At 65.9% G+C, this 26,942-nt stretch carries 22 protein-coding genes and 2 pseudogenes; 4 read left to right on the forward strand and 20 right to left on the reverse strand.

From position 1 onward, the window contains the following. Positions 1-3: 3 nt before the first annotated feature. The 19 genes and pseudogenes from AC5Y2L_RS06095 to eccE form a co-directional block, all read right to left on the reverse strand. Entirely contained in the window at positions 4-624 is a 621-nt protein-coding gene (locus tag AC5Y2L_RS06095; RefSeq protein WP_499943679.1) for a hypothetical protein, read from the reverse strand. A gap of 166 nt (positions 625-790) precedes the next feature. Continuing rightward, positions 791-2,170 (reverse strand): hypothetical protein, encoded by a 1,380-nt coding sequence (locus AC5Y2L_RS06100; RefSeq protein WP_499932521.1) that lies wholly within the window; start codon positions 2,168-2,170, stop codon positions 791-793. Positions 2,171-2,196: 26 nt separating this feature from the next. Next, on the reverse strand, positions 2,197-2,565 hold the full coding sequence (locus AC5Y2L_RS06105; RefSeq protein ID WP_499932519.1) for a hypothetical protein: 369 nt from the start codon (positions 2,563-2,565) through the stop codon (positions 2,197-2,199). Positions 2,566-2,721: 156 nt separating this feature from the next. Then, positions 2,722-3,156: a hypothetical protein gene (locus AC5Y2L_RS06110; RefSeq protein ID WP_499932518.1), complete on the reverse strand. Its 435-nt coding sequence runs from the start codon at positions 3,154-3,156 to the stop codon at positions 2,722-2,724. Further along, positions 3,153-4,685 (reverse strand): hypothetical protein, encoded by a 1,533-nt coding sequence (locus AC5Y2L_RS06115; RefSeq protein ID WP_499932516.1) that lies wholly within the window; start codon positions 4,683-4,685, stop codon positions 3,153-3,155. The genes AC5Y2L_RS06110 and AC5Y2L_RS06115 overlap by 4 nt, the downstream gene beginning before the upstream one ends. Continuing rightward, on the reverse strand, positions 4,682-4,948 hold the full coding sequence (locus tag AC5Y2L_RS06120) for a hypothetical protein (protein ID WP_499932514.1): 267 nt from the start codon (positions 4,946-4,948) through the stop codon (positions 4,682-4,684). Before AC5Y2L_RS06120 ends, AC5Y2L_RS06115 begins: the two co-directional genes overlap by 4 nt. 18 nt (positions 4,949-4,966) lie before the next feature. After that, positions 4,967-5,449 carry an Imm61 family immunity protein gene (locus tag AC5Y2L_RS06125; protein WP_499932512.1) on the reverse strand — a complete coding sequence of 161 codons (483 nt, stop codon included), beginning with the start codon at positions 5,447-5,449 and terminating at the stop codon, positions 4,967-4,969. Then, positions 5,446-5,763, reverse strand: coding sequence for a TNT domain-containing protein (locus tag AC5Y2L_RS06130; RefSeq protein ID WP_499932511.1), 318 nt, complete (start codon positions 5,761-5,763; stop codon positions 5,446-5,448). Before AC5Y2L_RS06130 ends, AC5Y2L_RS06125 begins: the two co-directional genes overlap by 4 nt. Positions 5,764-5,775: 12 nt before the next feature. Further along, complete coding sequence (locus AC5Y2L_RS06135) at positions 5,776-6,039, reverse strand: hypothetical protein (RefSeq protein WP_499932509.1); 264 nt, start codon at positions 6,037-6,039, stop codon at positions 5,776-5,778. A 10-nt stretch (positions 6,040-6,049) separates the two neighbouring features. Next, positions 6,050-8,614, reverse strand: coding sequence for an alpha/beta hydrolase (locus AC5Y2L_RS06140; protein ID WP_499943729.1), 2,565 nt, complete (start codon positions 8,612-8,614; stop codon positions 6,050-6,052). Continuing rightward, positions 8,557-9,081, reverse strand: coding sequence for an SUKH-4 family immunity protein (locus tag AC5Y2L_RS06145; protein WP_499943730.1), 525 nt, complete (start codon positions 9,079-9,081; stop codon positions 8,557-8,559). Before AC5Y2L_RS06145 ends, AC5Y2L_RS06140 begins: the two co-directional genes overlap by 58 nt. 121 nt (positions 9,082-9,202) lie before the next feature. Next, positions 9,203-11,839: pseudogene (locus tag AC5Y2L_RS06150) on the reverse strand (toxin glutamine deamidase domain-containing protein); the annotation flags it as partial. A gap of 97 nt (positions 11,840-11,936) precedes the next feature. Further along, the gene (locus tag AC5Y2L_RS06155) at positions 11,937-12,230 is read right to left on the reverse strand and encodes a hypothetical protein (RefSeq protein ID WP_499932507.1); all 294 of its coding nucleotides are present in this window, start codon (positions 12,228-12,230) and stop codon (positions 11,937-11,939) included. A gap of 32 nt (positions 12,231-12,262) precedes the next feature. After that, positions 12,263-12,796 carry a YbaB/EbfC family nucleoid-associated protein gene (locus AC5Y2L_RS06160; RefSeq protein WP_499932505.1) on the reverse strand — a complete coding sequence of 178 codons (534 nt, stop codon included), beginning with the start codon at positions 12,794-12,796 and terminating at the stop codon, positions 12,263-12,265. Between the two features lie 101 nt (positions 12,797-12,897). Then, positions 12,898-13,215: a WhiB family transcriptional regulator gene (locus tag AC5Y2L_RS06165; protein WP_499932503.1), complete on the reverse strand. Its 318-nt coding sequence runs from the start codon at positions 13,213-13,215 to the stop codon at positions 12,898-12,900. Between the two features lie 326 nt (positions 13,216-13,541). Further along, positions 13,542-13,865, reverse strand: a pseudogene (locus tag AC5Y2L_RS06170) (PIN domain-containing protein); the annotation flags it as partial. Further along, a complete protein-coding gene (locus AC5Y2L_RS06175; RefSeq protein WP_499932501.1) occupies positions 13,862-14,104 on the reverse strand; it encodes a type II toxin-antitoxin system Phd/YefM family antitoxin in 243 nt (80 codons plus the stop codon). The pseudogene AC5Y2L_RS06170 and the gene AC5Y2L_RS06175, both read right to left, overlap by 4 nt. Positions 14,105-14,218: 114 nt before the next feature. Next, on the reverse strand, positions 14,219-15,004 hold the full coding sequence (locus tag AC5Y2L_RS06180; RefSeq protein ID WP_499932500.1) for a DUF5336 domain-containing protein: 786 nt from the start codon (positions 15,002-15,004) through the stop codon (positions 14,219-14,221). A gap of 65 nt (positions 15,005-15,069) precedes the next feature. After that, a complete protein-coding gene (eccE, locus tag AC5Y2L_RS06185; RefSeq protein ID WP_499932499.1) occupies positions 15,070-16,791 on the reverse strand; it encodes a type VII secretion protein EccE in 1,722 nt (573 codons plus the stop codon). A gap of 109 nt (positions 16,792-16,900) precedes the next feature. Between eccE and eccB the strand changes: the two genes are divergently transcribed. Further along, entirely contained in the window at positions 16,901-18,415 is a 1,515-nt protein-coding gene (gene eccB, locus AC5Y2L_RS06190; protein WP_499932498.1) for a type VII secretion protein EccB, read from the forward strand. 4 nt (positions 18,416-18,419) lie between these two features. On the opposite strand, the gene eccD (AC5Y2L_RS06195) is transcribed toward eccB, so the two are convergent. Continuing rightward, positions 18,420-19,934, reverse strand: coding sequence for a type VII secretion integral membrane protein EccD (gene eccD, locus AC5Y2L_RS06195; protein WP_499932497.1), 1,515 nt, complete (start codon positions 19,932-19,934; stop codon positions 18,420-18,422). 92 nt (positions 19,935-20,026) lie between these two features. Here eccD (AC5Y2L_RS06195) and eccCa point away from each other — a divergent pair, with 92 nt between their 5' ends. From eccCa to mycP, 3 genes are read left to right on the forward strand one after another with little or no spacing between them, the layout of a single operon-like run. Continuing rightward, positions 20,027-24,070, forward strand: coding sequence for a type VII secretion protein EccCa (eccCa, locus tag AC5Y2L_RS06200; protein ID WP_499932495.1), 4,044 nt, complete (start codon positions 20,027-20,029; stop codon positions 24,068-24,070). Further along, complete coding sequence (eccD, locus tag AC5Y2L_RS06205; RefSeq protein WP_499932494.1) at positions 24,067-25,527, forward strand: type VII secretion integral membrane protein EccD; 1,461 nt, start codon at positions 24,067-24,069, stop codon at positions 25,525-25,527. The genes eccCa and eccD (AC5Y2L_RS06205) overlap by 4 nt, the downstream gene beginning before the upstream one ends. 10 nt (positions 25,528-25,537) lie before the next feature. Beyond that, a complete protein-coding gene (gene mycP, locus AC5Y2L_RS06210) occupies positions 25,538-26,938 on the forward strand; it encodes a type VII secretion-associated serine protease mycosin (RefSeq protein WP_499932492.1) in 1,401 nt (466 codons plus the stop codon). The last annotated feature ends 4 nt before the right edge of the window (positions 26,939-26,942 follow it).

The following is a 26,942-nucleotide window of genomic DNA, read 5'->3' on the forward strand; positions in this document are numbered from 1 at the left end:
CACTCAGCCACGCAAATTCCGTAACCTGGCAACATCTTCGGCGATCAGATCGTCGATCCGGTCGGCCAGGCTTTGCCGGGTCATCGGTGTCAGGTACTCGAACTTCGGCGCATAGATGTAGTCGCCGTCGTCCTTGATCGTCACGCAGGCCACGGTGTTCTTAGTTCGGTCGAATCCCCAGTCGCGTGCCGGCAGATACCGACTTTGCACTCGGGTGTAGCGCGCCACCTGTGACCGTGGTACCGAGAGCGGGCCCCGCCAACCGTCGCGTTGCAGGACCGGTGGCTGGAGGCCGTCGTTAACCCTGGCGGTAGCAGTCTCCCGCACCAAACCAGGAATCACGATCTTTGAGTGCATCCCAGGTTGGCTCAAGGCGAGCGAACCGGCGACCGCAGGACCCAGGTCGAAGGGTGGCACCGCGTATACGTCGACGACATGGTCCGCCGAATCCTGCGCGGCGACAAAGCCCAACTGGCCTTGACGGTGCGCCAACAGACGGCCCCTGGGCGAACCGACGATGGAAACGACACATTCCACGCGAATATCGGCTTCGACGTAGGAGGTGATCCATTGCTTCAAGTCGCGTAGATCGCCTTGGGCAAGCCGTTCGGGAATGGCCTCCACATAGGACGAGTACTCCTGTTGGCTGGGAAAGCGGGAGGGCTTAAGTACGACGAAAGGGTGCGGTAGGAAATCGCGGCCAAGGCTGTCGGTGATTGCCTGGAGATCGATCAGATCAATGCGTCCAACTCGTCTCAGCGCTGCTCGTTTCATTTGAGCGGGCCGGCCGTCAGGACGGTGTGGACGGGGTGGTTTCTTTCGCCTCGGCGCCGATCACGGGGACGACGCCCTCGGTCTCGCCGATCACGTCCTCGCCATGTTTGGCGTGACGTAGCGCCTTGCTCGCCTTGTGCTCTTTGCCTGCGCCTGCGGCACCGCGCTGACCGGCGACGGGCGCGCCGGCACCGGACGCTCCGGCGCCGCCCGCCACGCCAGCCCGGGATGCTTGCGCCGCCGTCACTCCCTTGCTGGCCGGCAGCGACTGCGTGGTGGGCTTGCCGGTCGCCGGCGATCGTGAACCGCCGCCGCCCGCGCCGCCACCTCGCGCCCCCGCTCCCGATGCGCCGGTCGGCCGGCCTTTGGGTCCCAACGCCAGCACCCCTTCAGGCAGACCGCTGGCGCCGTTCCGGGCACCTTTGGGTGTTTGGCCGAGTGCTTTGTTGGCGGCGTTGGCGGCTTGGCCTAACGCATTCTGGCCTTGCTGGGCGGCGTTGTTCGCCGCGTCGCCGGCGCCTTTCGCAGCGTCACTGATCCCCTTGAGCGCGTCGGTCGGCGCGGTCGGGGTGGAGGGTTCGGTAGCCGACGGACCAGCCGAACTCAGTCCGACCGGAGACGGCAGCTGGGGTGCGCCCAGGCCACCCGGCTTGAGGCCTCCGGGAGGGCCTGTACCGGATCCCGGGCCGCCCGCAGCGGGCACTCCTCCGATATGTGGTGGAGCGGCAGACATGTCCGGATGCCGTTGACTGATCCATTCGATAGGAGGGTTATAGAACTGGTGAATTGTCCGCTGTGCTTCGCGATTGTAAAGAGATGCGAGTAGGTCGTTTCTGGCTTCGTCTTCCGGTATGTCCATGTACGCGGCCCTGGCTTTGGCGCCGTTGTCCAACTCCGTCTTGGCCGACATGAACCAATCCTTGGTTTCTTTTATGTCCCGTGAGAACGTGTCGACAAGCGGGTCCATGCGCTCGGCCGCATTGGCCAAGGACTCGAGATAGTGCAACGATTCCCTGGCCTTCTGGAACATTGCCGACGCAGTAGCCCCCGACAACGCCCTCTCGGCCGCGGTGATGGCTTGGTCGAGAGTGCCCTGCGCCTTGCTGAGCTCAGCGCTTATGGCGTGCCAAATGGAGTGGTGTCCGACAGCCACATCGTCGGCAGCGTCCTTCAGACCGTTGTAGCCTTCGAAGAAAGTATTGATGTGCTCGAGTGGCGCGCCCTTGATCGTGTTGCCCGCCGATTTCGTACTGTCCACATTGTTCAGGTCGTTGAAAAGCTTGTTTCCGATAAAAGAGTTGTGCAGATCGGGAAGCTTGTAATTGTCCGGGCCGGGGTCGCCGAGATATTGGTCGTCGTGCACCGTCCATTCCAGGCCGGGTGGATCATCTGACATGCGTCACCGAAACCTTCGCTGGCTGTTTATGGTCGGTGCGCGTCCGCATTGAGAATCGCGTTGTATGCTGCGCTGGAGAAATCTCGCAGCGCGGTGGCGAAGGTGACATACTCGCTCAGCCTCTGCCGAATAGCGTCGCCGGAATCGTTCAACTGCCGGGCGGTGACCTTCGCGGACTGGAAATTGCCCACCACCGCTTCATTGATCTTCACGCCGTGGGCAACGGCAACTTGGGCGTTGACCGCATCGACGAAAGTTCCGATGGCAGCAAGCCATTGGTTCAACGCCGGTCGGTCGACTTGCAGAATGTCCTGTGGCACATCCTGGCTCCACTGCTTCAGCTGCTGCGTCGGATTGCCTAGGGACCCCAACGACGGCGGTTTGTCGACAGACATCGCGATTCCCTCCCGTTCAGGTGTACGTCACCGGCGAATCATCGCTGCTCATGGCCGTAAAAGCTGGTGCAGCCCAGGCCAGGCTGCTGCCGGCCGTGGGTCCTGCTGCCAAGGATAAAGGACGCCCGCCAGCATAATGAGCGCGGTTTTTCGCGATCACTCGCCATTGGCTTGGCCCTCGGCGTCAGATTCAGTGCCTGGCTGCTGCTCGCGCTGACGCGCCTTCTCGCGCAATACGTCTTGGACCGTTTTCTCGCCGGAGCGCAGGTGACGCAGCCGCCCGCTCACGCTCTTGAGTACCACGTTCCAGGCGGCAACCCCGCCGAGCAGGGCGACCACCGGATAGTAGAAGGTCAATCCGGAGCTGAGACTGGCCAGCACAATTGCCGCTACAAAAGGCCCGGCCAGCAGCAGCGGCGGGACGACTTCACCCGCGACGCGCAGCGCATTGTCAAGCCGGGACGGTTGGGCGGGTTGCGGCTCGATCTCCATACCGAACCTGATGAGTCCCGCAACACCGAAGCAGACGACGAGAAGGGCGCCGAGGACGAACAGGGCGATGGTGATGGCGGTGTCGAGACTGCTGCTCATCGGGTCATGCCGGCCAGGCTGAGTTGGTCGAACGCGGCATCGAGATCGGGGTCGGCGAACTGGGTGAATACCGCGGCGACGTCGTCCCGGGTGACGGCGCGGTCGGCCGCCACTGTGAGCAGGTGATGACAGGCTTCGTCGAGACCGGGGCCCACAACGGCGGTCATGGCGTCGACGGTTTCCTGAGGTGTCCAGATCGCCGGCAGCGGCTCGTCGAGTTCGTCGAAGGTGTCGACGGCACCGCGCCACCACCGCCCGTTCGCCCACCAGTAGCAGAAGCTGAGCAGGCCGTTCTGGTTGCGGGTGTTGAGCACCGCATCGTTGACCCACGCCGGCGCGCCGCAGTACAGGTCGGGCAGCGGTTCGTGGTGTTGGTAGGCCGTGACCAGCAGGGGGGAATTCCAATGACCGCCGGAGAGCACGGCTCGGTCGCCGGGCAGGACGTACAGGCTCGACCCGCTGCGGGAATCGGATTCGTACCAGGCTATGCCGGCGGAGATCCGCGGGCCCCATTGCGAGCGCGCCCCGATATAGATCGCAGCCAGTACCGCCCAGCGCGCCCAGGTGTCGGGCAGAGGTTCGATGTCGTCGGTTTCAGTGGGCCGGCGCCCGGCGGCTTGGTCGGCCGCGGCGGCTGCCGCGGCCTGCGTCGGGGAGCGGCCCTGTGCGGCGGGCCCCGCCAGGTAGCCGGCCAGCCAAACCGGCAATTGGGAGCGGGGGTAGGCGGCGACGTCGTCGCGGTAGTTTTGTGCGGGTTGCAGCTGGCCCGCCGGGAAAGGCTGGTCGCCGTAGTCGTAGTCGGCGCGCAGCTGACCCTGATTGGTGACGGTCAGCATCAGTCGCCACCATGGTCCGGCTGACATCTGCGCGCTCATCTCCCGTTGCGCGCGCACCAACTCCATAACCGAGCGGGGTACCACGACCGGCTGCCACCCGCTCTCGGTGGCGAATGCGCAGTCAGCGGTACCGGCACGGACAGTCAGTGCGAAGACCGCGTTGAACTCGTGCCAACCGGGCGGGCCCAACGTCGCGAGTTCTTGCGCGATCGGTTCGAGCATTGCCGAAGCTTGCTCGCCGATCTGCTCGTCGCGCAACGATTTTCGCGGATACGCCGGTTCGGCGTCATCGACGAGCGTGAACGAGGCGGCGACCGGTGGGCGGCCTTTGCCGGCGTCGTCGAAGGCGTCGGCGACTTCGGACATGAACGCACGGGATTCTCCAGCGGCGGCCCGACGGGCCAACGCGCGTTCGTGCTCGGCGAAGCGCTGTCGTGCCAATTGCGGTGGTGTCGACGACGATGCCTGCTCGATACGGCCGCTGTCGCCGACCAGAAACACCGCTCGCCCCACCGGCATATCCAAGAATGCGCCCGGATCGTTGGTGTCGACGGGCACCGGCGCATACACGGCCCATCCCGCCTCAAACCGGTCAGCCACCAAACCGGTTGTCGGATAATCGATTCCGACTTCGTGGATGTACTCGGTTACCAAGGCGACCGCCTGCGCGCGGTTGATCGGCTCCAATCTCATGACGTCCCCGCCGAAACCGCCCGAAGCGCGCCCGCGAGCAGCTGACTGTAAGCAAGCCGACCCAGCAACTGATGGCATGCGTCCGTCTCGGTCTGTAGCCGAATAAGGCTGGTTTTGTTTCCGCGCTCGGACCAGTACACCTCCCAGCTGCCATCGGATGCTTGCTCGATGCACCAGGAGTAATCGGCGTGACCGCCAAGGGTGACCATCTCTGAGGCAATGCCGATCGCTGGCAATAGATTGGCCAATTCTGTCAGGTTCACGCAAACTACTCCCACGTACTAGGCGATGCCTTGGCGAACAATGCGCTCGATATCGTCCACCGGTTTCAGGATCAAATGACTAAAAATAGTAGAATAGGGTTCGCCTAAAATCGCGTTGCCGGCAGCTGACTTGATCTCTGTTTTCCATTCATTGTCAGTCGACGCCAGAGTAACGTCGGCGCTATAACCGCGCTTGTACAGTTCCGGCCCTAATGCTTGTAACCCAATTACCGTTCTTGCAGTGGAGCCCCACCTCCAAATCAGAAATTTCTCCGCCAGCCCGAAATTCGACAACCTCGCCGCGTCGTTGAATCGCCGGCCGCGGTCGTTGACCCTGTCAACCACCCACCAATCGCCTTCCTGCCGTAGGTGATACGCTTCCTCGCTAGATCTGAAAACTGCCCGACAATCCGCGCAGTCGGCCGACACCGATATATCGGGCACGCCGGTAATTTCAGCCCATTCATGCCACGCTGAGGCCAATCGGGTAGCGTCATTCATTCAACACCTACCGGTGTCAAATAGCCCGGCTCAATTAACGCTTCTTCATCTGGGGCGATAAATCTGTATTGTATCTCGGTGCCTGGCTGATGGAACCAGGGCGCGGCACGCGATTGCTCGACACGGTAACCGAGGGCAAGTGTCGTGTGGTCATTCAACGCGTATCGAAAATAGGGGTCCAGCGCGCTGCCCCGAAGACGCGCTCGTCCGGCAAATGGCAGGCGGTCGGCGCCGAGGTGAGCGCCGTCGGGCCAGTCGAACCGGTCGACGGTCCGAGTGAGTGAAATAGCGGCGAGGCCAGGCGTGCTGATCATCGGGTAGCCGCTCTATATCGGTGTGCCACGGTCGGTGCCGGGTTGTAAAAACAGTCGGTCGTCCTGTTCATGCCGGCGACATGATTCCACAAATTCCGTCGCTGAAACCGGGTCGTTCATGAACGCTTCATATTCATTATCCGTAATCCGGTAAGCTTCCACGTAATCGACCATTTGATTACTGACAGGAATAGCCGCAAAATGACAACCTGAGTCGGACTCGACGCCAAGCCAATAGCGATTCTGTTCCGAAAAATACGTGTTGACGAACTTCATGCGTACCCTTCTATTGCCTTGAAACCTTTGTCACAGTATAGTCATCGGGCCGGAGGTTTCCTCCATCAATTACAGCCTCTGGCATGCCTTGAGGAAGAAAGCCTCCCGGCAACCATTTGTCGTTGGCACCAGCCTCATTTCCGGACGGCATACGCAATCCATGGCTTTCAGGCTCGGCAATGTCAACCCGAACGATCTCATACGCCTCGAAGTAGCCCTCGGGCAATCCCAGCGATTGTTCTAGAAGACGCAGGTCCCCGCCGGTCCCAGCGGTCAAGGAATTTAATTCATTCGAAGGGAACACAAAGGTGGTGCCATCCCGCTGCCCGACTCCAAAGGCGCGCAGATTGTCTATGGTCGTGTACCGGGTTGCGCCGTCCTTAAACCTGGCAAGGTGCTGTTCTATGTAGTCGGCGGAAAGGTACTGAGCCGGATCGGGGCGCTGCCCCTTGGGGATGCTGAGGATCGCATCGCGCTGTTCTTTTGTCAAAGGGCTGCCATGTGGTGAATCCATTTGTTCACCCGCGACATCGCCCACCGCCTCGGCTGCGTGCAGTTGCCCGGGACGGCCATCGAGCGGCTCGATGGCGTTGCCGTGCCGATCGAGGTAGCCCACCGCGGTCCTGTCGACCGCGTGCTCGCCCCATGACGGAGGCCAGCCCGAGCGCGCGAAGCGGTCACCGACCCGTTCGTAGAGATACACCGTGCCGCCCTCGTTGACGGCAATGTAGGCATGTCCACCCTGCTCGTGGCCACCCGACCAGCGTGAAGCCAACACCGCGGCCGACCCGTCGCCGTACTGCAACAGCGCATTGTGCACGTCCGAGTAACTCGCGAAATGCGACGTCGAGCCGCACGCTTCGAACAGGTCTCGGGCGGGCACCCCGGCCGGCCCCGGTGCGGTCTGCAACGCGACCTCGCGCCCATATCGGCGAGCCAAGAAGTCAGCGACGTCGTGCGCGCAGTCTCCGACGTGGTCCCCGCTGTCCACGAAATGCCAACGCGGATCCAAGAATCGGCGCCCCGCATCAGCGGGATCGCCGGTGCTGGTTTCCAGCGGGCGGCTCTCCGCCGGTTCGACGGTGCGCGGCCAGCCATGCTCGAAGGGCGCCAATTCGAGCCGGTGTTCTTCGGTGTGCACGCGCTCGAACATGCCGGCGCCGATGCGGCCGAAATTGGCCAGCGACTCGGTGCGGACACCGTCCGGGTGCGCGTCGAACCGGTAATAGGCCGAGTGGGTGCCGGCGGTGCCGTCACGGCCGACCAGATGGTCCATATAGCGCGGGAACTCGGCGGTGATCCGGCGGGCCCCGAACACCCCCATCGCCGGATCCACGCCCAGGCCGCGGCCGAAGAACCGCCCGTTCGACAGCGGCGTGCGCCCCCCAAACATGGTGATGGGGTCGCGGGAGGAGGATGCGACGAAAACCCGGTCCTCGACTCTGAATTCGGATGCGTTACGGATTGGCCCGGCGCCAGGCGAACCGGCCAGCGTGATGCTGCGCGCGGTGGTGGCCAGGCGACCGCCGTGGCCCGCGAAGCCGGTGGTGGTCGAACCGTAGGAATGCCCGAAGATGTCGTTGCCGGCGAAACGGCTGCCGTCACCGGCGAACGCGTCGCGGGCGGCGCAGAAGGCCGCCAAGTCGCCGTGCAGGATGTCGCCACCGGCGCGCGCCAACCGGGTGTGCGCGACGTCCCACAGGCCCTTCAACCCTTGCGGCGCGTCGTAACCTATCCACGCGATCGACGCCACCCGCGCCTCGGGATTTTCCATCCGCACCGACTGCAAATGGTTCATCGCATTCGCGAGGTTAATCGAGAGGCTTTCGATCGTCGTCGAGTAGCCGGGCACATGCCACGACACCGCGTCCGCGGAGAACGGGTCGTGGCCAACGCTGACGACCATCCGGCCGTCCCCGTGAAAGACGTGCGGGTCGAAGGCCAAGACGTGCACCTGGCCGCCGAGACGCGCGACCTCGGCCTTCGCATTGTCAAGTGTCCGTTGCAGATCGGCGTAGCGCCGCAATTCCTTGCGTTCGGCGCGGGTCAGGTGCTCGCCGGAGTCCTTGCGGGACTGCAGCTCGTCGTGCAGCCGGGCCAGTTGGTGCTCGTTGGCTTCGGTCCGGGCCCATGGGGGAATACCCTCCGCGTTGCCGATTTCGCGAGGGTAGGAGTCGATCAGCGCGCGCTGTTCCTCGCCGCTGAGCTCGCGCCACCAAGCGGCGTTGTCCCTGGCCCGTTGCTCTCCGAAGAGCTTGTCCGCCAAGTGATGTCGCACCTCGTCCGGCCGAACCGGCGGAATCCGTTTCCACAACGCCTCGTTCGCGATGCCACGCGCGTGCTCTGTGTCAGGGTTCGAGGCGACCTCACGCCCGCGGTCAGTGGGATCGATCTCGTGGTGCCCTGCTTCGGAGTCCGTGGCATGCGTCGAATGGCGTGGGCCCTCAGGCGGTTCTGCGCTGGCTGCGTCGGGTCGATCTGCGCCAGCTGCCGCAGAGCTTGGTTCAGTTGTGCCAGCTAACGCTCGGTGGTCGCTTCTTCCGGCCAGATCCCGTTGTTCTGCCGGCTGAGCCATTCCGCGTGGGACATCGCCACGCTCGACAGGGCGTCCGCCGGCTCGCTCATCAACGTGAGCTTGTTGATGGTCAGTGGGTGATCTCGTCTGGGCGCGGGTGGATCCGTCAACGAGACCGCCGTCATGCGATAGGCGATGGTCTGGGGATCCTCCCGAGTGCGCCGGATCGTGATCCGCCACTGGTGCGGATAGATCTGGTTTCCCGTCTGCCGCCCCGCGCGTTTGGCCGCCGCGTAATCCTCCGCGATCGTCTGTGGCGCCAGGCTCGAATGCGCCGTCACCACCCCGGTTTCCGAGTCGATCACCAACCTCCCCAGGCCCACCGCCTTGCCCGCCGCGATCTCCTCGGGTGACAGGATCGGCGAACAGACCCAGCCCATCTCGAACGGCATCACCCGATAGTCGGTGCCGGGCGAGATCTGGGCCAGGTACGCCAGCGCTTGTTCCTGCGTGTCCAGTTCCACCATGTTGGCCTCCTTGGGCAGGCGGTCCGAAATGATCGGGCGCAATCGGGGTGAACCACAACGAAGCCGAGCGGTCCGCAAGTCGTGTCGGCGGGTGGTCGGACGTCACCGAATGCTGAGGATCCCACCACACCGGACCCGACGCGTCGCGCGGGTACACGACGACGGTCGCATGCGCGCCGTCCACGACGGGCCTTCCATACCTGTCGAAGATCGGGTTGCCGTTGTGGTCGACAGCGTGCCACTCGTTGATGACCAAGGCCGATGCGCCCGGACCCATCGTTTCGATCTTGTTGTGCAGCGCGTCGAATTGTTCGGGCACGGACAACTTGAGGTCCCCTCGTTGGAGACCCTTGCCCAGCCATGCTTTTGCACGCGCATAGCCGTTGGCTTCGCCGCTACGCAAATCGATGGTGCCGTCAGGCAACTTGTCCAAGAATCGCGGCGCGGAGACGGTCGGGTCGCCGTAGAACGACGCCAACGCCGCCAACGAGCAATCCACACAATTGTTGCCGCGGCCGTCGACGTGCGGTCCGCCGTCGTTGATGAGACTGCCGTAGGGGTGGACGCGGGGGTCGGCCCAGTTGGTGTAACCGCCGGCAGGATCAGCGCAGGCCTGCCGCACCGCGGCCTGATACGCCGGATCCTCAACGGCTCTAAGCTCGTTCGGTCCGTAGATGCGGTGGTTCGCCGGGTTGTCGAAGCCCGTCGGGTCGACGGGGCCGGGGCCGGGCGACGGTGGTGGGTCATCGCCGCCAGGTGGGCCATCAGGTCGCCGGGACGGGTCATTGCGCGGATCGTTTCGTGAATCATGTTGTGCTGCAGCGCGATCCGAGCCGTTGCTTCCTAACGTGTCCCCGACCGGCCGGAACGTGTGACGATCGGCGTCGTAGAACAGGGCGGAGCCGACAACGGGCGGCGGCACTTCGGCGTCGTGGGGCGACGTTGTCTCGCCAAGCCGTTCCGAGTCGGATTGTGCGGCATGGTCTTTACCGTGAGCGGCGGAGGCTTCGGCGTGCCCGGCCGGCTCTCGGCGTTGGTTATCGACCAAACGGTTCTCATGGTCCGCGGGATGCGACTGGGTCGCCGGGTCGGCGGCGCCCCCGCGCCCGGCCCCCGGACGGTGTTCGTCGCGGAGTGGCGGGGCGTCCCGCGGTGGCTGTCCGTTACTGGCCGGCTGTGCGTCGCGTGGTGGTGAGGTGTCCCGCTGCGGCACCGAATCGCGTCGTGGCTGCCCGTCCGGCGCGGGCTGGGCCTCGCGGGACGGCTGCGGATCGCGTGGCGAATCGTGCGGTAGTTGCGCGCCTCGGGATAGCTGGCCGTCGCGTGTGGGAGCCGCAGTGTCACGGACCGGATGAGGTGGGGCCTCGGTGCCCGCCGACGCGTGCGCGGTGTCGGGTGTCGTTCTCGGCGACGACGCAGCGGGCGCGACGGCATCGAAGCTGCGGGCGGCGGGCGCGACGGCATGCGCCGCGGGAGCGTCGGATACGCCGGCCTTTGCGGACGGCTGCGGCGAGCCCGCCGGTGTGGAAGCGGCGGCGCCGTGGCCGCTCGGTGGCGCCGTGGACGACGCTGCCGTCGCGGGCGCATCGGCAACGTTGGGATGAGCGCCGCTCGCCGGCCCGGCATGGGTCCCGACGGGTGCATCGGTACCGGCGAGCGCCGTCGTCGGCGGCATGGGCGCGGCGTCATGTCCCGAGTTGAAGGGCACATCCACCTTGCCGGCATTGCCCGGCGCCGGCGGGGACTCCGGGGAGTGGACGTTGCCGGCCGGGGATGACTCGACCGGTGGCGTCCGGGGCTGCTCGGTCACCGGCAGCGGGTCGACCGTCGGCGAGCCGGTACGGTCGCCCCCCAGCGCAGTCTCAGGCGCGCCCGGCGTATGGACCGTCGGGCTGCGCACCCCGTCCACGGCGCCGAACACCGCGCCGGCGCCTGCGGCGTCCGTGAGATTGACGTGACCGGTCAGGGCCTGTTGGGCGGCCAGGGCTCCGCCGGCGTTGCCGACGAACGAGGCGCCGAAGTTCTTCGCGCGGTTACCCAGCGCAGTACCCGCGTCGAAATCGTGCGCTCCCTTGATGACCGGGCCCATCACGGCGCCAGAAATGGCGCCGGATTCCACATCGCTGCGAAACGAGCTCCAATCGAAGTCGTGGCGATTGCCTTGCAATATCTGCTGGCCCTGAATGCCGGCATTCAGAGCGCCGGACATGGCAGCGTTCACCGCCGCGCCCTCGAGCGCCCGCACCACCAGCGCGGTGATGACGCGTGCTATCGCCTCCGAAGCCACTTTGGCGACCGCGGCGCGGATGATCGCCGATATCGCCGCCTCGGCGGCGGCCACCGCCGCGGCGATTTCTGCCGGAGCCGTCCAGTTGATCCACGAGGTCGCAATCAGCGCGGTCACCGTGGCCGCCAATGCAACCAGGTTCGCGATGAACATTTCCTTGGCGAACTCGATCTCGGTTGCGACCTTGTCGACGGCATCGGCCAATTGGCGCAGCTGCCCGGCGGTTTGGTCGATCGCAGGTACGAACGGTTCGAGCCGCTCATTCACCGCGTTGTGAATGTCGCCTGCGGTGAATCCGGAGAGTGTCGTCTGAGTGGCGGAATTCAACTCGCCTTTCAGCCGCTCCAATTCGTCGGCGTAGTGCCGCCACCGATCCGCCTGCCGCCGGCACGCGGTCTCGTCGCCTTCGGGAAACGGCTCGCCGATCATGTCGCCGACCCACCGCAACCAGCCGGGAAGTTGGATGCCCACTGGTCACGCGCTCCGCTCGAGGCCGGTGGCAGAACGGGCCCGGGCACCCGGCGGCCGGCGTGTCACGGTGACCCGGCTCCGTCGACCGAGGCGATGGCTAGCCAGCGACGCCGCCGTCTTGCGCCACGATGCTGTTTGCCGCATCGGTCAGCGTGGGCGCTACGCTTTGCACCGCTTTCGTCAAGTCGCTCACGTGACCGATGACTTGTTGGCGGTCTGGGTCGAACTTTTCGGCGAAACTCGATCCGATCTTGTCGTGCGACCATGGTGAGTCACCGGCAAGTTCCGCGTTCAAGCTGTTCAGCAAAGAGCCGAGGGAATTGCCGAGTTGGTCGAACTGGCTGATCCCGGCCCGTGCTGCGCCGTCGTCGTATTCGAATTGTCCTGCCATGTTCCTCTCCCTGACCTGCTCGACGACTAGATTCACCCGTTGTCGCGGATCTTCAGATGCCACTCCGCAGGGCCGGCTTCGCGGCGATCATCGCCACTTTGCGCTTCCAATTCCGCTGCGACGGCGCGCCGTTCCCGGGAACCCGGCGGGGACAACGGAACCTCCGGTCGCAGCGGCTCGAGCTCGTCGGCCACCGTCGTCGGCTGAACCCCGAATTGGGCGACTTGCTGCCATAAGCCGGCTTGAAACGCGTCGGTTTTCGCGCGCATCTTCGCCGCTGCCGCCTGCGCCGCTTGCACGACGGCAGCTCCCGCTTCGGCGCAGGTCGTCTCGGAGAACAGCGAATCGTCGAACTCGGCCTGCACCACGACGCCCTGGGCGTTCACCCACACGTGCGCCAGACGGTCGTCCGACCAGGCATCCGCGGTCTCGATCGCCAACCGCTGAGCGGATCGCGCGGTCGCGCCCTGGAAATCCTGCAGGTCCGACAGCAGACGGTCCAGATCGTGCCCGCCGGAGTTCGCGTCCCCGAACAGGCCCCCGAGCCGGCCACTGAAACCGCCCACGACTTCCCCCGTAGCAAGTGTTGTGCCGTTGCAACCGTTGTGACTGTGCCGATAGCTTAAGGTGTCGCCGCTGGGCAAATGCGCACCAGCTTTCCGGCTGCTCAGTTCCGCGAACCGCGGGGCCTTCCACGGCGGCGGGGCCGTACCTGATATCCGCCGCGTTCAGCCAGTGAACGCAAGCGGCGCAACGCGAACTCGCGTGACCGGCCTGACTCGGGGACCACCACCCCGGCCCATAGCCCCTCCACGCCCGGTACTTGATACGCCTCACTCGCGCACAGCCAGCGGCGCGGGCACACCAGACACGCTGCTCTGGCATCGTCGTCGGGTTCGGTGGTCGTCCATCGTTCGGGATCAGCCGTACACGCCGGGACGTACTCGTCCAGGGGTACGGACAAGGGGATTATTGCTGCGGTCATCGCTTCCCTCCCACTTCCTGCGCGTGCGCGCCGCCGATGCGACGACATACTTAGGAATCTAGCACGAGCGCTACGATTAAAGCATAGCTGCTACAAGAACGCCACAACTCAAGGGTCGTGTCTTTCGGTGCACCGGTCCGCCTAGTTGGCGGCGGCGGCCTCAGGGCGAGGTGGCGCTGTCGTCGGCGTTCAGACCAACGGGCTCGGGCGCGACGACGTAGCCTCGCCCTGTTCGCTCACACCCTGATCACTGATAGCGCTGGACACGCATGAGCGATCTGGTCGAAATCGGTGTCCTGCGTCACCACAGGAAGACCGTGCTCGATCGCCGTTGCCGCAATGAGCGCGTCGGTCAGCTTCACCGCCCGATGGACGCCTGCGGCTCGGCAGTCGACGACGAGTCGAGCCCACGAAACCATCACCGCTTCGCTAATCGGGATGGGATCTGCAGCGCGCGCCAGCGCGAGTGTGTCCGCTCGTCGTGATCGCGTCACCGGATCGCCAGCAGTCAGCACACCCAGTTGCAGTTCGCCGATGGTTATGACCGAAAGTGCGACGCGTTCAGGAAGTTTCGCGATTGCGCGGCCAACTTCGCGCGCGATGAACACCGACGTGTCCAGTAGTCCGGCTTCGACCTCGACGTCGGTCACAGATCGTCGAGGGTCTGACCGGCAAGGTCGTTGAGTTCGTCGGTCAGGCGTGCGTCAGCCGAACGTTCGATGAGCTCAGTTCGCAGATGATCGCCCGACAGCCATCGGACGCGACGTCGATGCGGCACGATATCGGCGACCGGCTCGCCGTGCACCGTCAGCGTCACCTGCTCGCCAGCCCTGACCGCGTCAATCACCTGACTCGTGCGATTCCGCAGATCTCGAACACCGACTTCCATGTGCGACACCGTAGCACAAAAGCGCTCTGACAATCGGCGGATCTTCCGCCCTGAGCGGTACGAGAAAAACGTAGCAATGCAAAGGGGCCTCGAAACGGCAAGGCCTTCCGGCCGCTATTGCGACGACGTCCGGTACTCGGGTTCGGCCGCCACCTGCTGCGGTTGGGCCGGCGCTGAGGAGTGGCCGACATTGGGCAAGCCCGGCGACGGCTGATCGCTGCGCTGGCGGGAAGCATGACCGTCGGCCTGTGCTGAGGTCGGGTCGCCGACGAAATCCGCATAGCTGGCGTCCGGCGGTGCCGAGGCCCGCTGCGGTGCCGAGACGTGCTGGACCTGCTGGGCCTGCGCGCTAGCGGCCTGCAGCGCTGTTTCCGGCTCGGTTTGCTGCGCGTACTGACCCCAGTACTGCGCCGCGGACTGCGCATACTGCTCGGCGTAGGCGGCATACCAGGCTTGCAGCCCGTCGGGGGTGCTGGGCTGAGTCAGCAAGGCGCCGACCGCGGCGATCGCCTGTAAGGCGTTGAGCACCACGAGGACCCACAATGCCCAACCGGGCTCGGTCCCGTCGGGAACGCTGATCAGCCTCGACAGCGCATCCAGGAAGCCGACCGCAGCCAGCGCGGCGACGACTTTCGTGGCCGGAGTCTGCCCGCGAAACAACCCGAACGCCGCGACCAGAGCCGCGAGCACGGCAAACCGGACATCCCAGTCGATGCCGCCCGTGTTCGGGATCCCGTAGCTGACCAGGTAGCTGCACAGCCCCAACAGCACGACGACCAACGTCAGGTGACGATCCGACAGTCGCGGACCGCCTTCCGGTTCGACGGGCCACTGCGAGTAGCCGTCGTACGCGCTTGGTTCCGCTGAGTAGTAGGCGCCGAAACCAGACGGATTAGCCATGATCACTCCTTGAAAAGCCGGGTTTACGCTAGCGCACCCGAGCAGGGCAAATGAGCATCGATAGGTCAGTCTTCGGCGGCCAACGACGCTTTGAGGTAGCGCATCTCCTCGTCGGTGGCGACCATGGTGACCACCGACGAGCCGGCCCGGGTGCTGACTTTGACGGTGTCGGTGTCGATGTCGAGCAATTCCAGCGCGACGTCGGCGTTGGCGGTCACGGCCGAATCCGGCGGGACCACCACGATCACGGTCACCCCAACTCGCACCGATTCCTCGGCCACGCCGTCGAACATCTCCACCGAGTAGTTGCGATCGGCTCCCGCCTGCATGGACCCACGGTTGAAATCGGTGACCCAGAGCAGGTCGTGATCGTCGACCTCGTCGACCATGGTGCGCCACTTCGCCGGGCGCCGGCTGTGGACCAGAACGTGCGCGCCCAGCGCCAGTGACCGCAGCACCACTTGCTGCGCCAAGTGCAGCGTCCCGGCGATTTCGACCCGGCGGATCTGCGGGCCGAACAGCGACAGCGCTACCGCGCGACCGTGGTCGTCGGCGCCGATCACCTGCCCGCATCCGGAAGCCGGGATGTGCAGCTGCTGGAAGTCCTTCACCTCGGCGGTGCTCGCCGATGTGCTTGAGTAGGCCCACTTTTCGACCTGGCGCGGCGGAGGAGGCACTGGCAGCGTGGCGGCCAACGCGGAGTACTGGTAGCCGCGCAGATGAGTCAGGCCACGCAGATTGATCCGGGCGCGCCCATGGGTGTCAAACCGAGCCAACCCGCGAATCTGGACCGGACCGCGCGGACGATCGCGACGCAACGTCAGGCACATCGTGGTCGAGTAGCTGGGAATGGTCCACAGCAAGCCGAGTCCGGGGGTGGTGAGCATCCGCGGTTTGATGGCGAAGCTGCGCAACCGGAAGCGCCCCTCCCGGCACGTGCGCCAGGTCTCCTCGACCGTGGCCAGATCCACCCCGTCGGCCAATTGGTTGGTGGCCTGGCCGATTTCACTGGCCGTCAACACCCGGGTACGCAGGCCGCCCTCGGTCAGCCGATTGGCGACCCGGCGCGTGGCGGTGGTGGCCGCACGCAGGATTCCGTCACGGCCCCCGCCGCGCCGGCGCACCGCGGCTGCACACCTGGACGGGTCGAACCGGATGGCGACCCACACGCTGCGTTGGGCGATCGCCGGCAGTGGACCCAGGACCGCGTCGTACACCGCGGCCACCTGGCTGTGACCTTGTGACCGAGCGCCCTGACTGATCACATCGATCGAATCCAGCGTGATGTCGAATTGCTGCAGGCAATCGACCAGGGCCTGCACCGGCACGGTCTCACCGGACACCGTCATGCCGGGCTCCATGATCGTCATCGCCTGCGGATTTTCCTCGATCTTCAGCAGCGACATCAAAGTGCTTCCGTCCCAACGAAAACCGATCAGCGCACCCTCGGCCATCGGCACGTCGAAGGGTTCGGCCGGAGTCTTCTTCTTGGCCCGCTTACGACGCTGCAGCCAAAAACCGGTGCGCAGCGCGATCGACCGGGGCAGCGTCGTGCCGCGGAGGCGAACCACCACGATCAGCGCCACGGCGAGCCCGGCCAGGCTGCCCTGCCAACCAGGGAACTCGAGGAGCGGCGCTGCCACCGTCCCCGCCGCAACGAGCAGCTGCAGCACCAACAGGTCGGCCAGCGGCAGCAGGCGCTGGGCGCCGATATCGATCGTCGACCGAAGGGGGTTCGCCTCCGATGGCGTGCCCCGGCTCGGGGGCGTCGTCGGGCGGCGCGGCACAGAGGGATCTTATCGAGTCCGCAGTACGAAAACTTGCGCGCGTTTAGCCATCGGCGTTGTTATACGCTACCGAAGCTCGGTGCTGGACCGACGCTGATGGGAGTGGGTTATGCCCGCGCAAATCACCACGCGCGCGCAAGTAAATGGCTATCGGTTCTTGATTCGGCGACTGGAGCACGCGCTGATTCGCGCCGACTCCCGGATGATCCACGACCCGATGCGCGGGCAGATCCGGTCGCTGCTGGTAGGTCTGGTGATCGCCGTCTTGGTCACCGGCGCGTGCGGCGTGCTGGCGTTTTTCAAACCGTCGCCCAGCATCGGAAATGCGCAGATCTTGCTCAGCGCCTCCAACGGCGGCCTGTACGTGCGCATCGGCGATCGCGTGCACCCGGTGCTCAATTTGGCGTCTGCCCGGCTGATCACGGGAAAACCCGATACGCCCAAATCGGTTGCCGACAAATGGCTCAACCAGCTGCCCCGCGGCCCGATGGTGGGAATCATAGGGGCGCCCAACAGCATTCGCGGTGGCGCTGACATGCGCACGTCGGCGTGGACCGTGTGCGACACCATCGCGACCCCGGATGTGACCAAGAGCACCGGGACGGCCAGCGTGCAGACCACCGTCATCGCCGGCGATCTCACGTTGGGCGACGACATCCGCGGAGCTGCGCCGGCGCAGATGCTGCTGGTCAAGTCCGGCGACGCGGTCTTTTTGATCTACGACGGCGTCCGTGCCCAGATCGATCCCAACGACTCGGCCGTCGTCAACGCCCTGCATCTACAGAATGCGCAAACCCGCCCGATCTCCGGGTCATTGCTCAACGCGTTTCCGCTGGTGCCGCCGATCAGGTCGGTGGTCATTCCCGGCGCCGGCAGCGTGATCGCGGACAACCCTATTTTCGCGGCCTACCCGGTGGGCTCGATCGTCAAGACCGTCGACTCGCGCGGCGAGCAGCTCTATGTGGTGTTGCCCAACGGGCTGCAGCCGGTCTCGTCCGCGGCCGCCGACATCATTCGCTACAGCAACCCCAATGAGGTTGCCGCACAAGGGGCAAGGGAGGTGCCGCCGGCGTTGGTCAGCCGAGTCCCGATCGTCCACACGCTTCCGGTCGACCACTATCCAAGCGGGACACCGCAAGTCGTCAACGCCGAGCCGGACCGGGTGGTGTGCATGGCCTGGGAACGGGCGAACAGCGCCGCGCAAGCCACCGTCCGGCTGCTTGTGGGCCATCGTCTGCCCATTCCCGACGGCGCCCAGCCGGTCGCCCTGGCCACCGCCGACGGCAACGGGCCGGGCGTCGACGAGGTATACCTCAAGCCGGGCACCGGCGAGTACGTCCAGGCCACCGGCGGCGATGCGGACAGCCGGGCGATGGGCCAACTGTTCTACGTCTCCGATGCCGGTGTGCGCTACCACATCAAGGATTTGCCGACCGCCGCCGCGTTGGGAGTCACCGGGGTGCGCGATCCGCGAGTGGACGGCGACGTTCCGCAATTGGCGCCGTGGCCGGTGGTGTCGCTGCTACCGGCCGGTCCGGAACTGTCCCAAGAAGCGGCGCTGATCGCGCACGACGGGATGGGCGCTGACCCGCGCGGGTCGAAGGTCGAACAACCGAAGTCGTAAGCCCTCAGATGCGCAGTTCCCGAAACATCGCGTACAGCCGCACAATCCAGCAACACAGCGGGAACACCAGCGCGATCGCGATGTACTCCAGGATTTCGACCTGGCGGCGCATCACGGGTGAGAACTCCAGCCTCGGCGCGATCACCCCGCACGCGACGACCAACGCCATCAGCACCACCACGGTCAGCGCCGCGTAGAACTCCCAATTGTCAAGGCCCACCGCCATTTTGACGATCGACAGCAGCGCGATCGCCAATCCGCCGCCGATCAGCGTGGCGGACTGCACCAGATCGTGGTGGGTGCGTCCACGCAGGCACAGGACGGTGGCCACCGCGATCGCGAAAACCGTGCCCTGCCAATAGAACCGGCCGCTGACGTCGACCGCCAGGTAGCAGCCGACGGTCGCGGTGATGGCGGCTGCCATCAGTATCCCGGTCAGGTATTGACTGGCCCGCTGAACGCGGACGATCATACCTTCCTCGGTCGGTATCACCTGCTTGCCGACGGCGTTGACGCCTTCGACGGTGGTTCCGCCCTGGGTTTCGATGTCGTCGAGCGGCTCGCCGGCCGTCGGCACCCGCGGGACCGGCAGCTTGGCCAGCAGGATCGTCACCCGCGGAGACAGGTAGACGACGATCACCGCCACCGTTGCCAGCACCGCGCCCACGGCCCGTGGCGGCGGGTTCCACAGCAGGTCAACCACTGCCGCGGCGGCGCCGATCACAGCCAGTGAGATCACCGCGGTATGGAGCGCCCGGCCGCGTCCGGTGATCAGCAACACCAGCAGCGACGCCAGTCCGGTCAGGCCGAAGGCCATCGGCAGCGATTTCGCACCGAAGGCGTCGGGCACGACATACAGCGAGCCGCTGAACAGCAGCGGAATCCCCACCGCTGCCACCCACTCGGAATGCCGGGCACCCCCCGAGCGGTGGGCGAGCAGGCACGCCGCGAGCACAGCGAAGACCCCGACACCCAGGGCGGTGGCGGGAATGTACGGGTGGGCGGCGTAACGCGGCAGCAAAAACGCGGCGGCGACAGTGGCCGCCAGCCCGACCCCGAAGCAGCTGACCAGCCGAGCGTCGCGGGCAAGCCAGCTGAGGATCGGAGTGCCGGCTTGCTCGGTGCTCTCGACGGCATCGTCCACGTCGTCGAACAGCATCGGGCGGGCGGGCTGGTCGATTTCGCGGATCGTCAGTAGCTCACCGTCGTAGACGTTGGCCTCGCTCAGCGACCGGCTGGGGTCGATCGGGTCGTCACCCAGCCGCGCCAGCGTCCACTTGCCCTCGGTGGTGTCGAACACAAATCTTTCTGGTGCTTCAGGTCCTCGGTCCGGTCCGCCATGTGCCGCCAACTGTTCATTGGCGATGCCGATCACCTCGTCGATGAAGGCGGCAATGCTGGTATTGGCCGGCAGCCCGAAGTCCAGCCGCAGGTCGCCGACCACCAGCGTGACCCGGCTGAGCGTGGGTTCGACCTCCGATTCCGCGTCAAGTTCGGACAGCGACGGCGGTAGAGTCATCGCTCGGCCTCCTGGGGAATTTTGGGTCATCGGTTGGTGACAATACCTAGGGACGTCGTTAAATCTTCTTACGAGTTTCGGGGAATGACCTGTTGAGTACGCAGGGTTTTGTGCGCCGACTGCGGGTGTCACCGCCGCGGATGCCGGGGGGTGAAGTCAACCTGCAGGCGCCGCCGGAGGTGCCGCGGGTGATTCCGGGCAACCTGCTGATGAAGCTGCTGCCGTTCGTGCTGATCGTTGCCATCATCGGCATGATCGCGCTGATGGTGACCGTCGGGGGCCGGGACCTGACCAAGAATCCGATGTTCCTGATCTTCCCGATGATGATGGTCATGTCGATGGCGGGCATGTTCATGGGCGGTGGCGCGCGGTCCGGCAAGGCCGCCGCCGAGCTCAACGAAGAGCGCAAGGACTACTTCTCCTACCTGGCCAACCTGCGCGACGACGCCGACATGACCGGCGAGGGACAGCGCACGGCGCTGGAGTGGAGCCACCCCGATCCGCGGGCCTTGGCCGACGTGGTGGGCAGCCGCCGGATGTGGGAACGCCGACCCAGCGACACCGACTTCTGCCACGTCCGGGTCGGGATCGGAACGCATCGGCTGGCCACCCGGCTGCTGGCCCCCGAGACCGGTCCGCCAGAGGATCTCGAACCGGTGTCTACCGTGGCGCTACGCCGCTTCGTCAAGACCCATTCCGTGGTGCACGCGCTGCCCACGGCGGTGTCGCTGCGGGCATTCCCTGCCGTCAGCTTCGAAGGCGACCGAAAACTGGCGCGGCAGCTGGTGCGGTCGATGGTGCTGGAGCTGTGCGCGTTCCACGGTCCCGACCATGTGCAGGTTGCGGTGGTCACCGCCAATCCGGACGGCGAGAACTGGCGCTGGGTCAAGTGGCTGCCGCACGCCCAACACGCCACGGCCCGCGACGGCATGGGCTCGCTGCGCCTGCTTTTCCCCAGCCTGGAACTGCTGGAGCGGTCGCTCGCTGCCGATCTGGGGGAGCGCGGCCGGTTCAGCCGCAACGCCGAGCCGATCAAGGGCCTCAAACAGCTGGTGGTGATCATCGACGACGGGTACATCAGCGGCACCGAGCGGTTGGTCACCGATGCCGGATTGGACAGCGTCACGCTGCTGGACCTGAACGGCGCCGACGCGGCGGCCAACCGGCGCGGGCTGCAGCTGGTCCTAGAAGGCGGCCCGGACGGCGAGCACGTCGGGGCGCGCACCGCGGTCGGCGTGGAACGATTCGCCACCCCGGACACCATCACCATCGCCGAGGCCGAGGCGACGGCCCGTCGCATCGGCCGCTACCGGCTGGCCAGCGCCGCGCACATCGTCAGCCTGGAGGCCGACTCGCGGGCCACCGACCCGGGGCTGATGACGCTGTTGAAGATTCCCGACGCCGCCGAGATCGTCCCCGAGCAGGTGTGGCGCAAGCGCTCACCGCGGGAACGTCTGCGGGTGCCGATCGGCTACACACCCAACGGCCAGCCGCTCGAGCTGGACATCAAGGAGTCCGCCGAGTCCGGTATGGGTCCGCACGGATTGTGCATCGGCGCCACGGGTTCGGGTAAGTCGGAGTTCCTGCGCACGCTGGTGCTGTCGATGGTCACCTCGCACTCGCCCGATGTGCTGAACCTGGTGCTGGTCGACTTCAAGGGCGGCGCAACGTTTTTGGGGCTCGAAGGGGTGCCGCACATCGCGGCGATCATCACCAACCTCGAAGACGAGCTCATCCTGGTCGACCGCATGCGCGACGCGCTGGCCGGTGAGCTGAACCGTCGTCAGGAGCTGCTGCGCGCGGCCGGCAACTTCCCCAACGTCAACGAGTACGAACGCGCCCGGGCCAACGGCGCGGAGCTGGACCCGCTGCCGGCGCTGTTCATCATCGTCGACGAGTTTTCCGAATTGCTCTCGCAGAAGCCGGATTTCGCGGAGCTGTTCGTGATGATCGGCCGCTTGGGCCGGTCGCTGCACGTGCACCTGCTGCTGGCTTCCCAACGCCTCGAAGAAGGCAAGTTGCGCGGGCTGGACTCGCATCTGTCGTATCGGATCGGCCTGAAGACCTTTTCTGCCGGCGAGTCGCGCAGCGTGCTGGGCGTGCCGGACGCCTACCACCTGCCCAGTGTGCCGGGCTCGGCCTTCCTGAAATGCGATGCGTCCGAACCGGTTAGGTTCAACACGTGCTATGTGTCGGGTGAGTATGTCCCGCCGCGCCGCGCCGCAGACGGTGGACGGGGTAGGCAGCTGGGCGCACTGGCGCCGAAGCTATTCACCGCCACGCCGGTCAAGAAGGATGCGGTGCCGGCTGCCGCCGATATCCAGGCGGACACGCCGGATACGCGGGATTCCAGGACGCCCCCGTCTCCCACCAAGACGACATTGCTCGACGTCGTCGTGTCGCGCTTGCGGGGGCATGGCCGGCCCGCCCACGAGGTGTGGTTGCCGCCGCTGGACGAAAGCCCGGCGATCAATCAGCTACTGCCGAACGCGAATTGGTCGGCACACGAGAACCTCGATGGTCGATTGTGGATGCCCGTTGGGGTGGTGGACCGTCCCTACGATCAGCGCCGCGACGTATTGATGGTCGATCTGTCCGGTGCGCAGGGCAACGTCGCGGTGGTCGGCGGCCCACAGTCGGGTAAGTCGACGGCATTGCGCACGCTGATCATGTCGGCGGCGGCCACGCATACCCCGGAGCAGGTGCAGTTCTTCTGCCTGGACTTCGGCGGCGGCACGCTGTCCAGCCTGGCCAATCTGCCGCACGTCGGCGGAGTGGCCGGGCGGATGGATGCCGACGCGATCCGTCGCACCGTGGCCGAGGTTTCGGGGGTGCTGCGTGCCAGGGAAGTACGGTTCCGCGATCTCGGCATCGAATCGATGCGGGACTTCCGGACGCGCAAGGCGCATTTGGCTACCCTGCCGCCCGAGGTGGCAGCCCAGGACCCGTTGAGCCAGGACAAGTTCGGCGACCTGTTTTTGGTGATCGACGGCTGGGCATCGATCAGAAGCGACTTCGAGATGCTCGAGCCTGCCCTGAATTCGCTTGCCGTCCAGGGTCTTTCGTACGGGATACACCTGGTGATCTCCGCGTCACGGTGGATGGAGATGCGCGCCGCCGTCAAGGACATGCTGGGCACCCGCATCGAATTGAAGTTGGGTGATGCGCTGGACAGCGACGTGGGCCGCCGGTTCAACGAGCTGATTCCCGTCGGCCGCCCGGGGCGGGGCATGAGTCACGAACGGCTGCACATCCTGATCGCACTGCCGCGCCTCGATTCCAGTTCGGGCGTGGAGGATCTGCCCGAGGGCGTGGCGGCCGCGGTCGCTGAGATGCGCGCGCACTACGGCAACCGGCAAGCGCCCCGCGTGCGGATGCTGCCCCACAAGGTGGATCGGACCGCCGTGGTCCGGGCGGCGAAATCGGCGGGGATGCTCGGCAAGTCACGCGTGGCCATCGGCATAAACGAGGCCGAATTGATGCCTGTGGTATTGGATTTCGACGCGCAGGCACATCTGGTGGCCTTCGGTGACGCGGAGTGCGGCAAGACCGGTCTGCTCCGCAACATCGCCACCGGCCTGATGGAGAACACTACGCCCGACCAGTGCAAGATCGTCCTCGTCGACTTCCGTCGCTCGATGCTCGGCGTCGTGGCCAACGACTATCTGGGCGGATATGCCACCGCGTCGCAGTCCTGCGCGGAGCTGATGGCCGCGCTTGCCGCGAACCTCAAGGATCGGCTACCGCCCAGTGACATCACCCAGCAACAGCTCAAGGACCGATCGTGGTGGTCGGGCCCGGACATCTACGTGATGATCGACGACTACGACCTGATCGTGAGCGGCTCGATGAGCAGCCCGTTGAGCCCGCTGGTCGAATATCTGCCGCAGGCCCGCGATATCGGCCTGCGAATCGTTGTCGCCCGCCGCATCGGTGGCGCGGCGCGCGCCATGATGGACCAGTTCATCGGGCGGCTCAAGGACTTGTCGTGCAACGGTTTGGTGATGAGCGGGACGAAAGACGAAGGCGCCCTCTTCGGCTATAAGCCAACCGAAATGCCTCCCGGGCGCGGAATGCTGGTTTCGCGCACCATGAAGAGCGGAGTGATCCAGCTGTCCAGGATGCCGGACCTATGACCGGGGTCAGCGAGCTCAGGCGGCTGAAGGTGGTGTCGGCCGCACCTGAGCATGTTCGAGTGTCGGTCTTCGGTGGACGCACGCAGCTGGACATCGCGCTGCCACTGGATGTCCCGGTCTCTGGTTTCGTCCCGGAACTGGCGCGGCTCGTGCGTTCCCGGGGCAGCGAACGCGACGGCGAAACGACGTCGAAAGACGAGCGCCGCACCTTCTGGGTGCTCAGCCGATTCGACGACGGGACAGCGCTACAACCCGACCGGACGCTGCGCGAGGCCGGGGTGCGCAGTGGCGAATTGCTGCGGCTTTCCGCGCAGCGGGCGCTGTCGCCTCCGACACTCTACGACGACGTCGTCGACGCCGTCGGCCGGTTGAACAAGGCGGCTTATGTCGCCTGGAATGCGGCATCGGCGCGTTGGATGGCGTTCGCCGGTGTCCACCTCGCCGCGTTGGCCATGGTGTATTGCCTGCTCGGCCGGCACCCTCGCTACGTGCTCGTCGGCCTGGCCGCCGCGGTGGCGCTGACGCTGGTCGGGGGGGCCGCGCTGGCGCACCGTTCGTACGGACTCGACGACGTCGCCGCGGCGCTTGGCTGGGCGGCGATACCCATCACGGCCGCGATCGCCTGGGCCCTGCTGGCTCGTCACGGCGACTACGGACTGGCCACGGCCTGCGCGGTGGTGGTGGTGATGTGCGCCATCTACGACCGCGCGATCGGCACCGGGCACTGGGCGTATTTGGCTGCCGCGGTGGCGTTCGGCCTGCTCGGCATCGCGCTACTGGGCCGTGCGCTGCACGGGCGAGCCGACATCGTGCTGGTGACGTCGGCGGTCGCGGCGATACTGATGTGTCTCGTGGTGCCGCTGCTGACGGCGCGGCTGGGCCGATTCGAGACACCGACGGTCGCGGTGGAAACCAATCGAGAGGACTGGGACTTCGAGAACCCGTTTCAGCCGCCGGCCAACGATAGGGACCATTCGGGCACGGCCATGCCAACCGCGGAGGCCGTATGGGACAAGGCGAAGTCTGCGGCGGTAACGCGTGCGGCGCTGCTGGCCGGCTTGGCTGCCGCGGTGGCGGTGGACGTGACGCTGCTGTTCGCCGGCGTCGTGCGCTGGCCCGCGTTTGCGTTCGCGTTGGCGTGCGCGGGTGCGCTTGCCTTACGCAGCCGAACGTTCGGTACCTGGTTCGAGCGTGCGGCCTTGGCGGTGCCCGCCGTCGTGATCGTTGTGATCGGTTGCGTGCTCGCCCACGGCGGGGTCGGCGCGATGCCGGTGGCAGCGCTCTGCGTGCTGCTGGCGGTGTCCGTTGGTGCTGCGTTGGCCGGCTTGACCAGATCCGGCGATGGGTTGGACCGTCGGCTGGCAACGGCGCTTGCCTACCTGGAGTACGCGGCCGTCGGATCCCTGATCCCGTTGGCCCTGTGGGTGGTGGGCATTTACCAGCGGCTGGGAATCTGACGTGAGCCCGATGAGCGTCGGCCGACGAATCGCTGCCCTGGTGGCGGCGTTGATGCTGGTGGCGGCCACCAATGCGGCGCAGGCAGGCGCGATTCGGCCGCCGGTGGTGGAACCGGGCCCGCCGCCCGACGGGCCACCCGGGCCGATGGAGCCGACGGATCTCAAAGCGATCTGCGGAATTCCGACCGGTGTCTTGCCACAGACGGATTTCAGCCTGCAGACCAGTGCCGAGGCGATGCTCGGCTACCTGAACGCCTGGCGATTTTCTCGCGGGGCGGGACAAAAGGTCGCGGTGATCGACACCGGGGTGAATCGGCACCCGCGGTTGCCGGCGCTCGAGGGTGGCGGCGACTATGTCTCCAACACCGACGGCCTGCAGGATTGCGATTCCCACGGAACCCTGGTGGCGGGGATCATCGCGGCCGCGCCGAGCCCCGCAGACAGCTTCGCCGGGGTCGCTCCCGAGGCGAGGATCCTGTCGATCCGGCAGAACAGCACCGTTTACGGACTGAAGGAGGGCGGCTCCGGGCAGGCCAACGATCCCAATGCCACCTCGACCGGCTACGGCAACACCTTGACCTTGGCGTATGCGATCACCCGTGCGGTCAACCTGGGTGCCACAGTCATCAATTTGTCGGAGGTGGCCTGCAGCCCTGTCGGCGCCGGGCTTGAGGATGCGCCGCTCGGGCGCGCGGTTCGCTATGCCTACGAACACAACGTGGTCGTGGTGGCCGCGGCGGGGAACTTCAACAGCCAAGGTCTGTGCAAAACCCAAAACGCGATGCCCGACCCCAACATGCCGTTGCGGAGCGGGTGGGATTCGGTGCGGACCATTGCCAGCCCGGCCTGGTTCAGCGAGTACGTGTTGACGGTTGGTGCATTGACCACCTCCGGAGAGCCGGCCGACTTCAGCCTGCGCGGGCCCTGGGTGGGCGTAGCCGCGCCGGGCGAACGGATCGTCTCCTTGGACTCACACGGCCCGGGCCTGGTCAACGCCGTCCTGAGCCCACAGGGGTTGGCCGTGATCAACGGCACGAGCTTCGCGGCGCCGTTCGTGTCCGGAGTGGTGGCGTTGATCCGGTCTCGCTTTCCCGAGCTGAATGCCGCTCAGGTCATGGATCTGATCAAGCGGACCGCCCATACGCCGGATGCCGGACCGAACGAAGCCACCGGATACGGGGTGGTCGACCCGGTCGCGGCGTTGACCTATCGCCTTCCCGCGCCGAACCAGATAGCCAACCCCGATGCGGCCCGACCGATCGCCGGACGGCCCCGCGTCGACCCAGGTAGTAAGCGCGCACGCATCATCGTGTTGTCGGTCACACTGGGCAGCGTGGCGCTGGCGGGGGTAGCTTGGGCGGTCTCGGTGGCCGGCAGGCGCCGAGCGGATTGCGACCTGCGCAGCCAATGAATGC

The organism is Mycobacterium sp. NGS66, assembly GCF_059812225.1.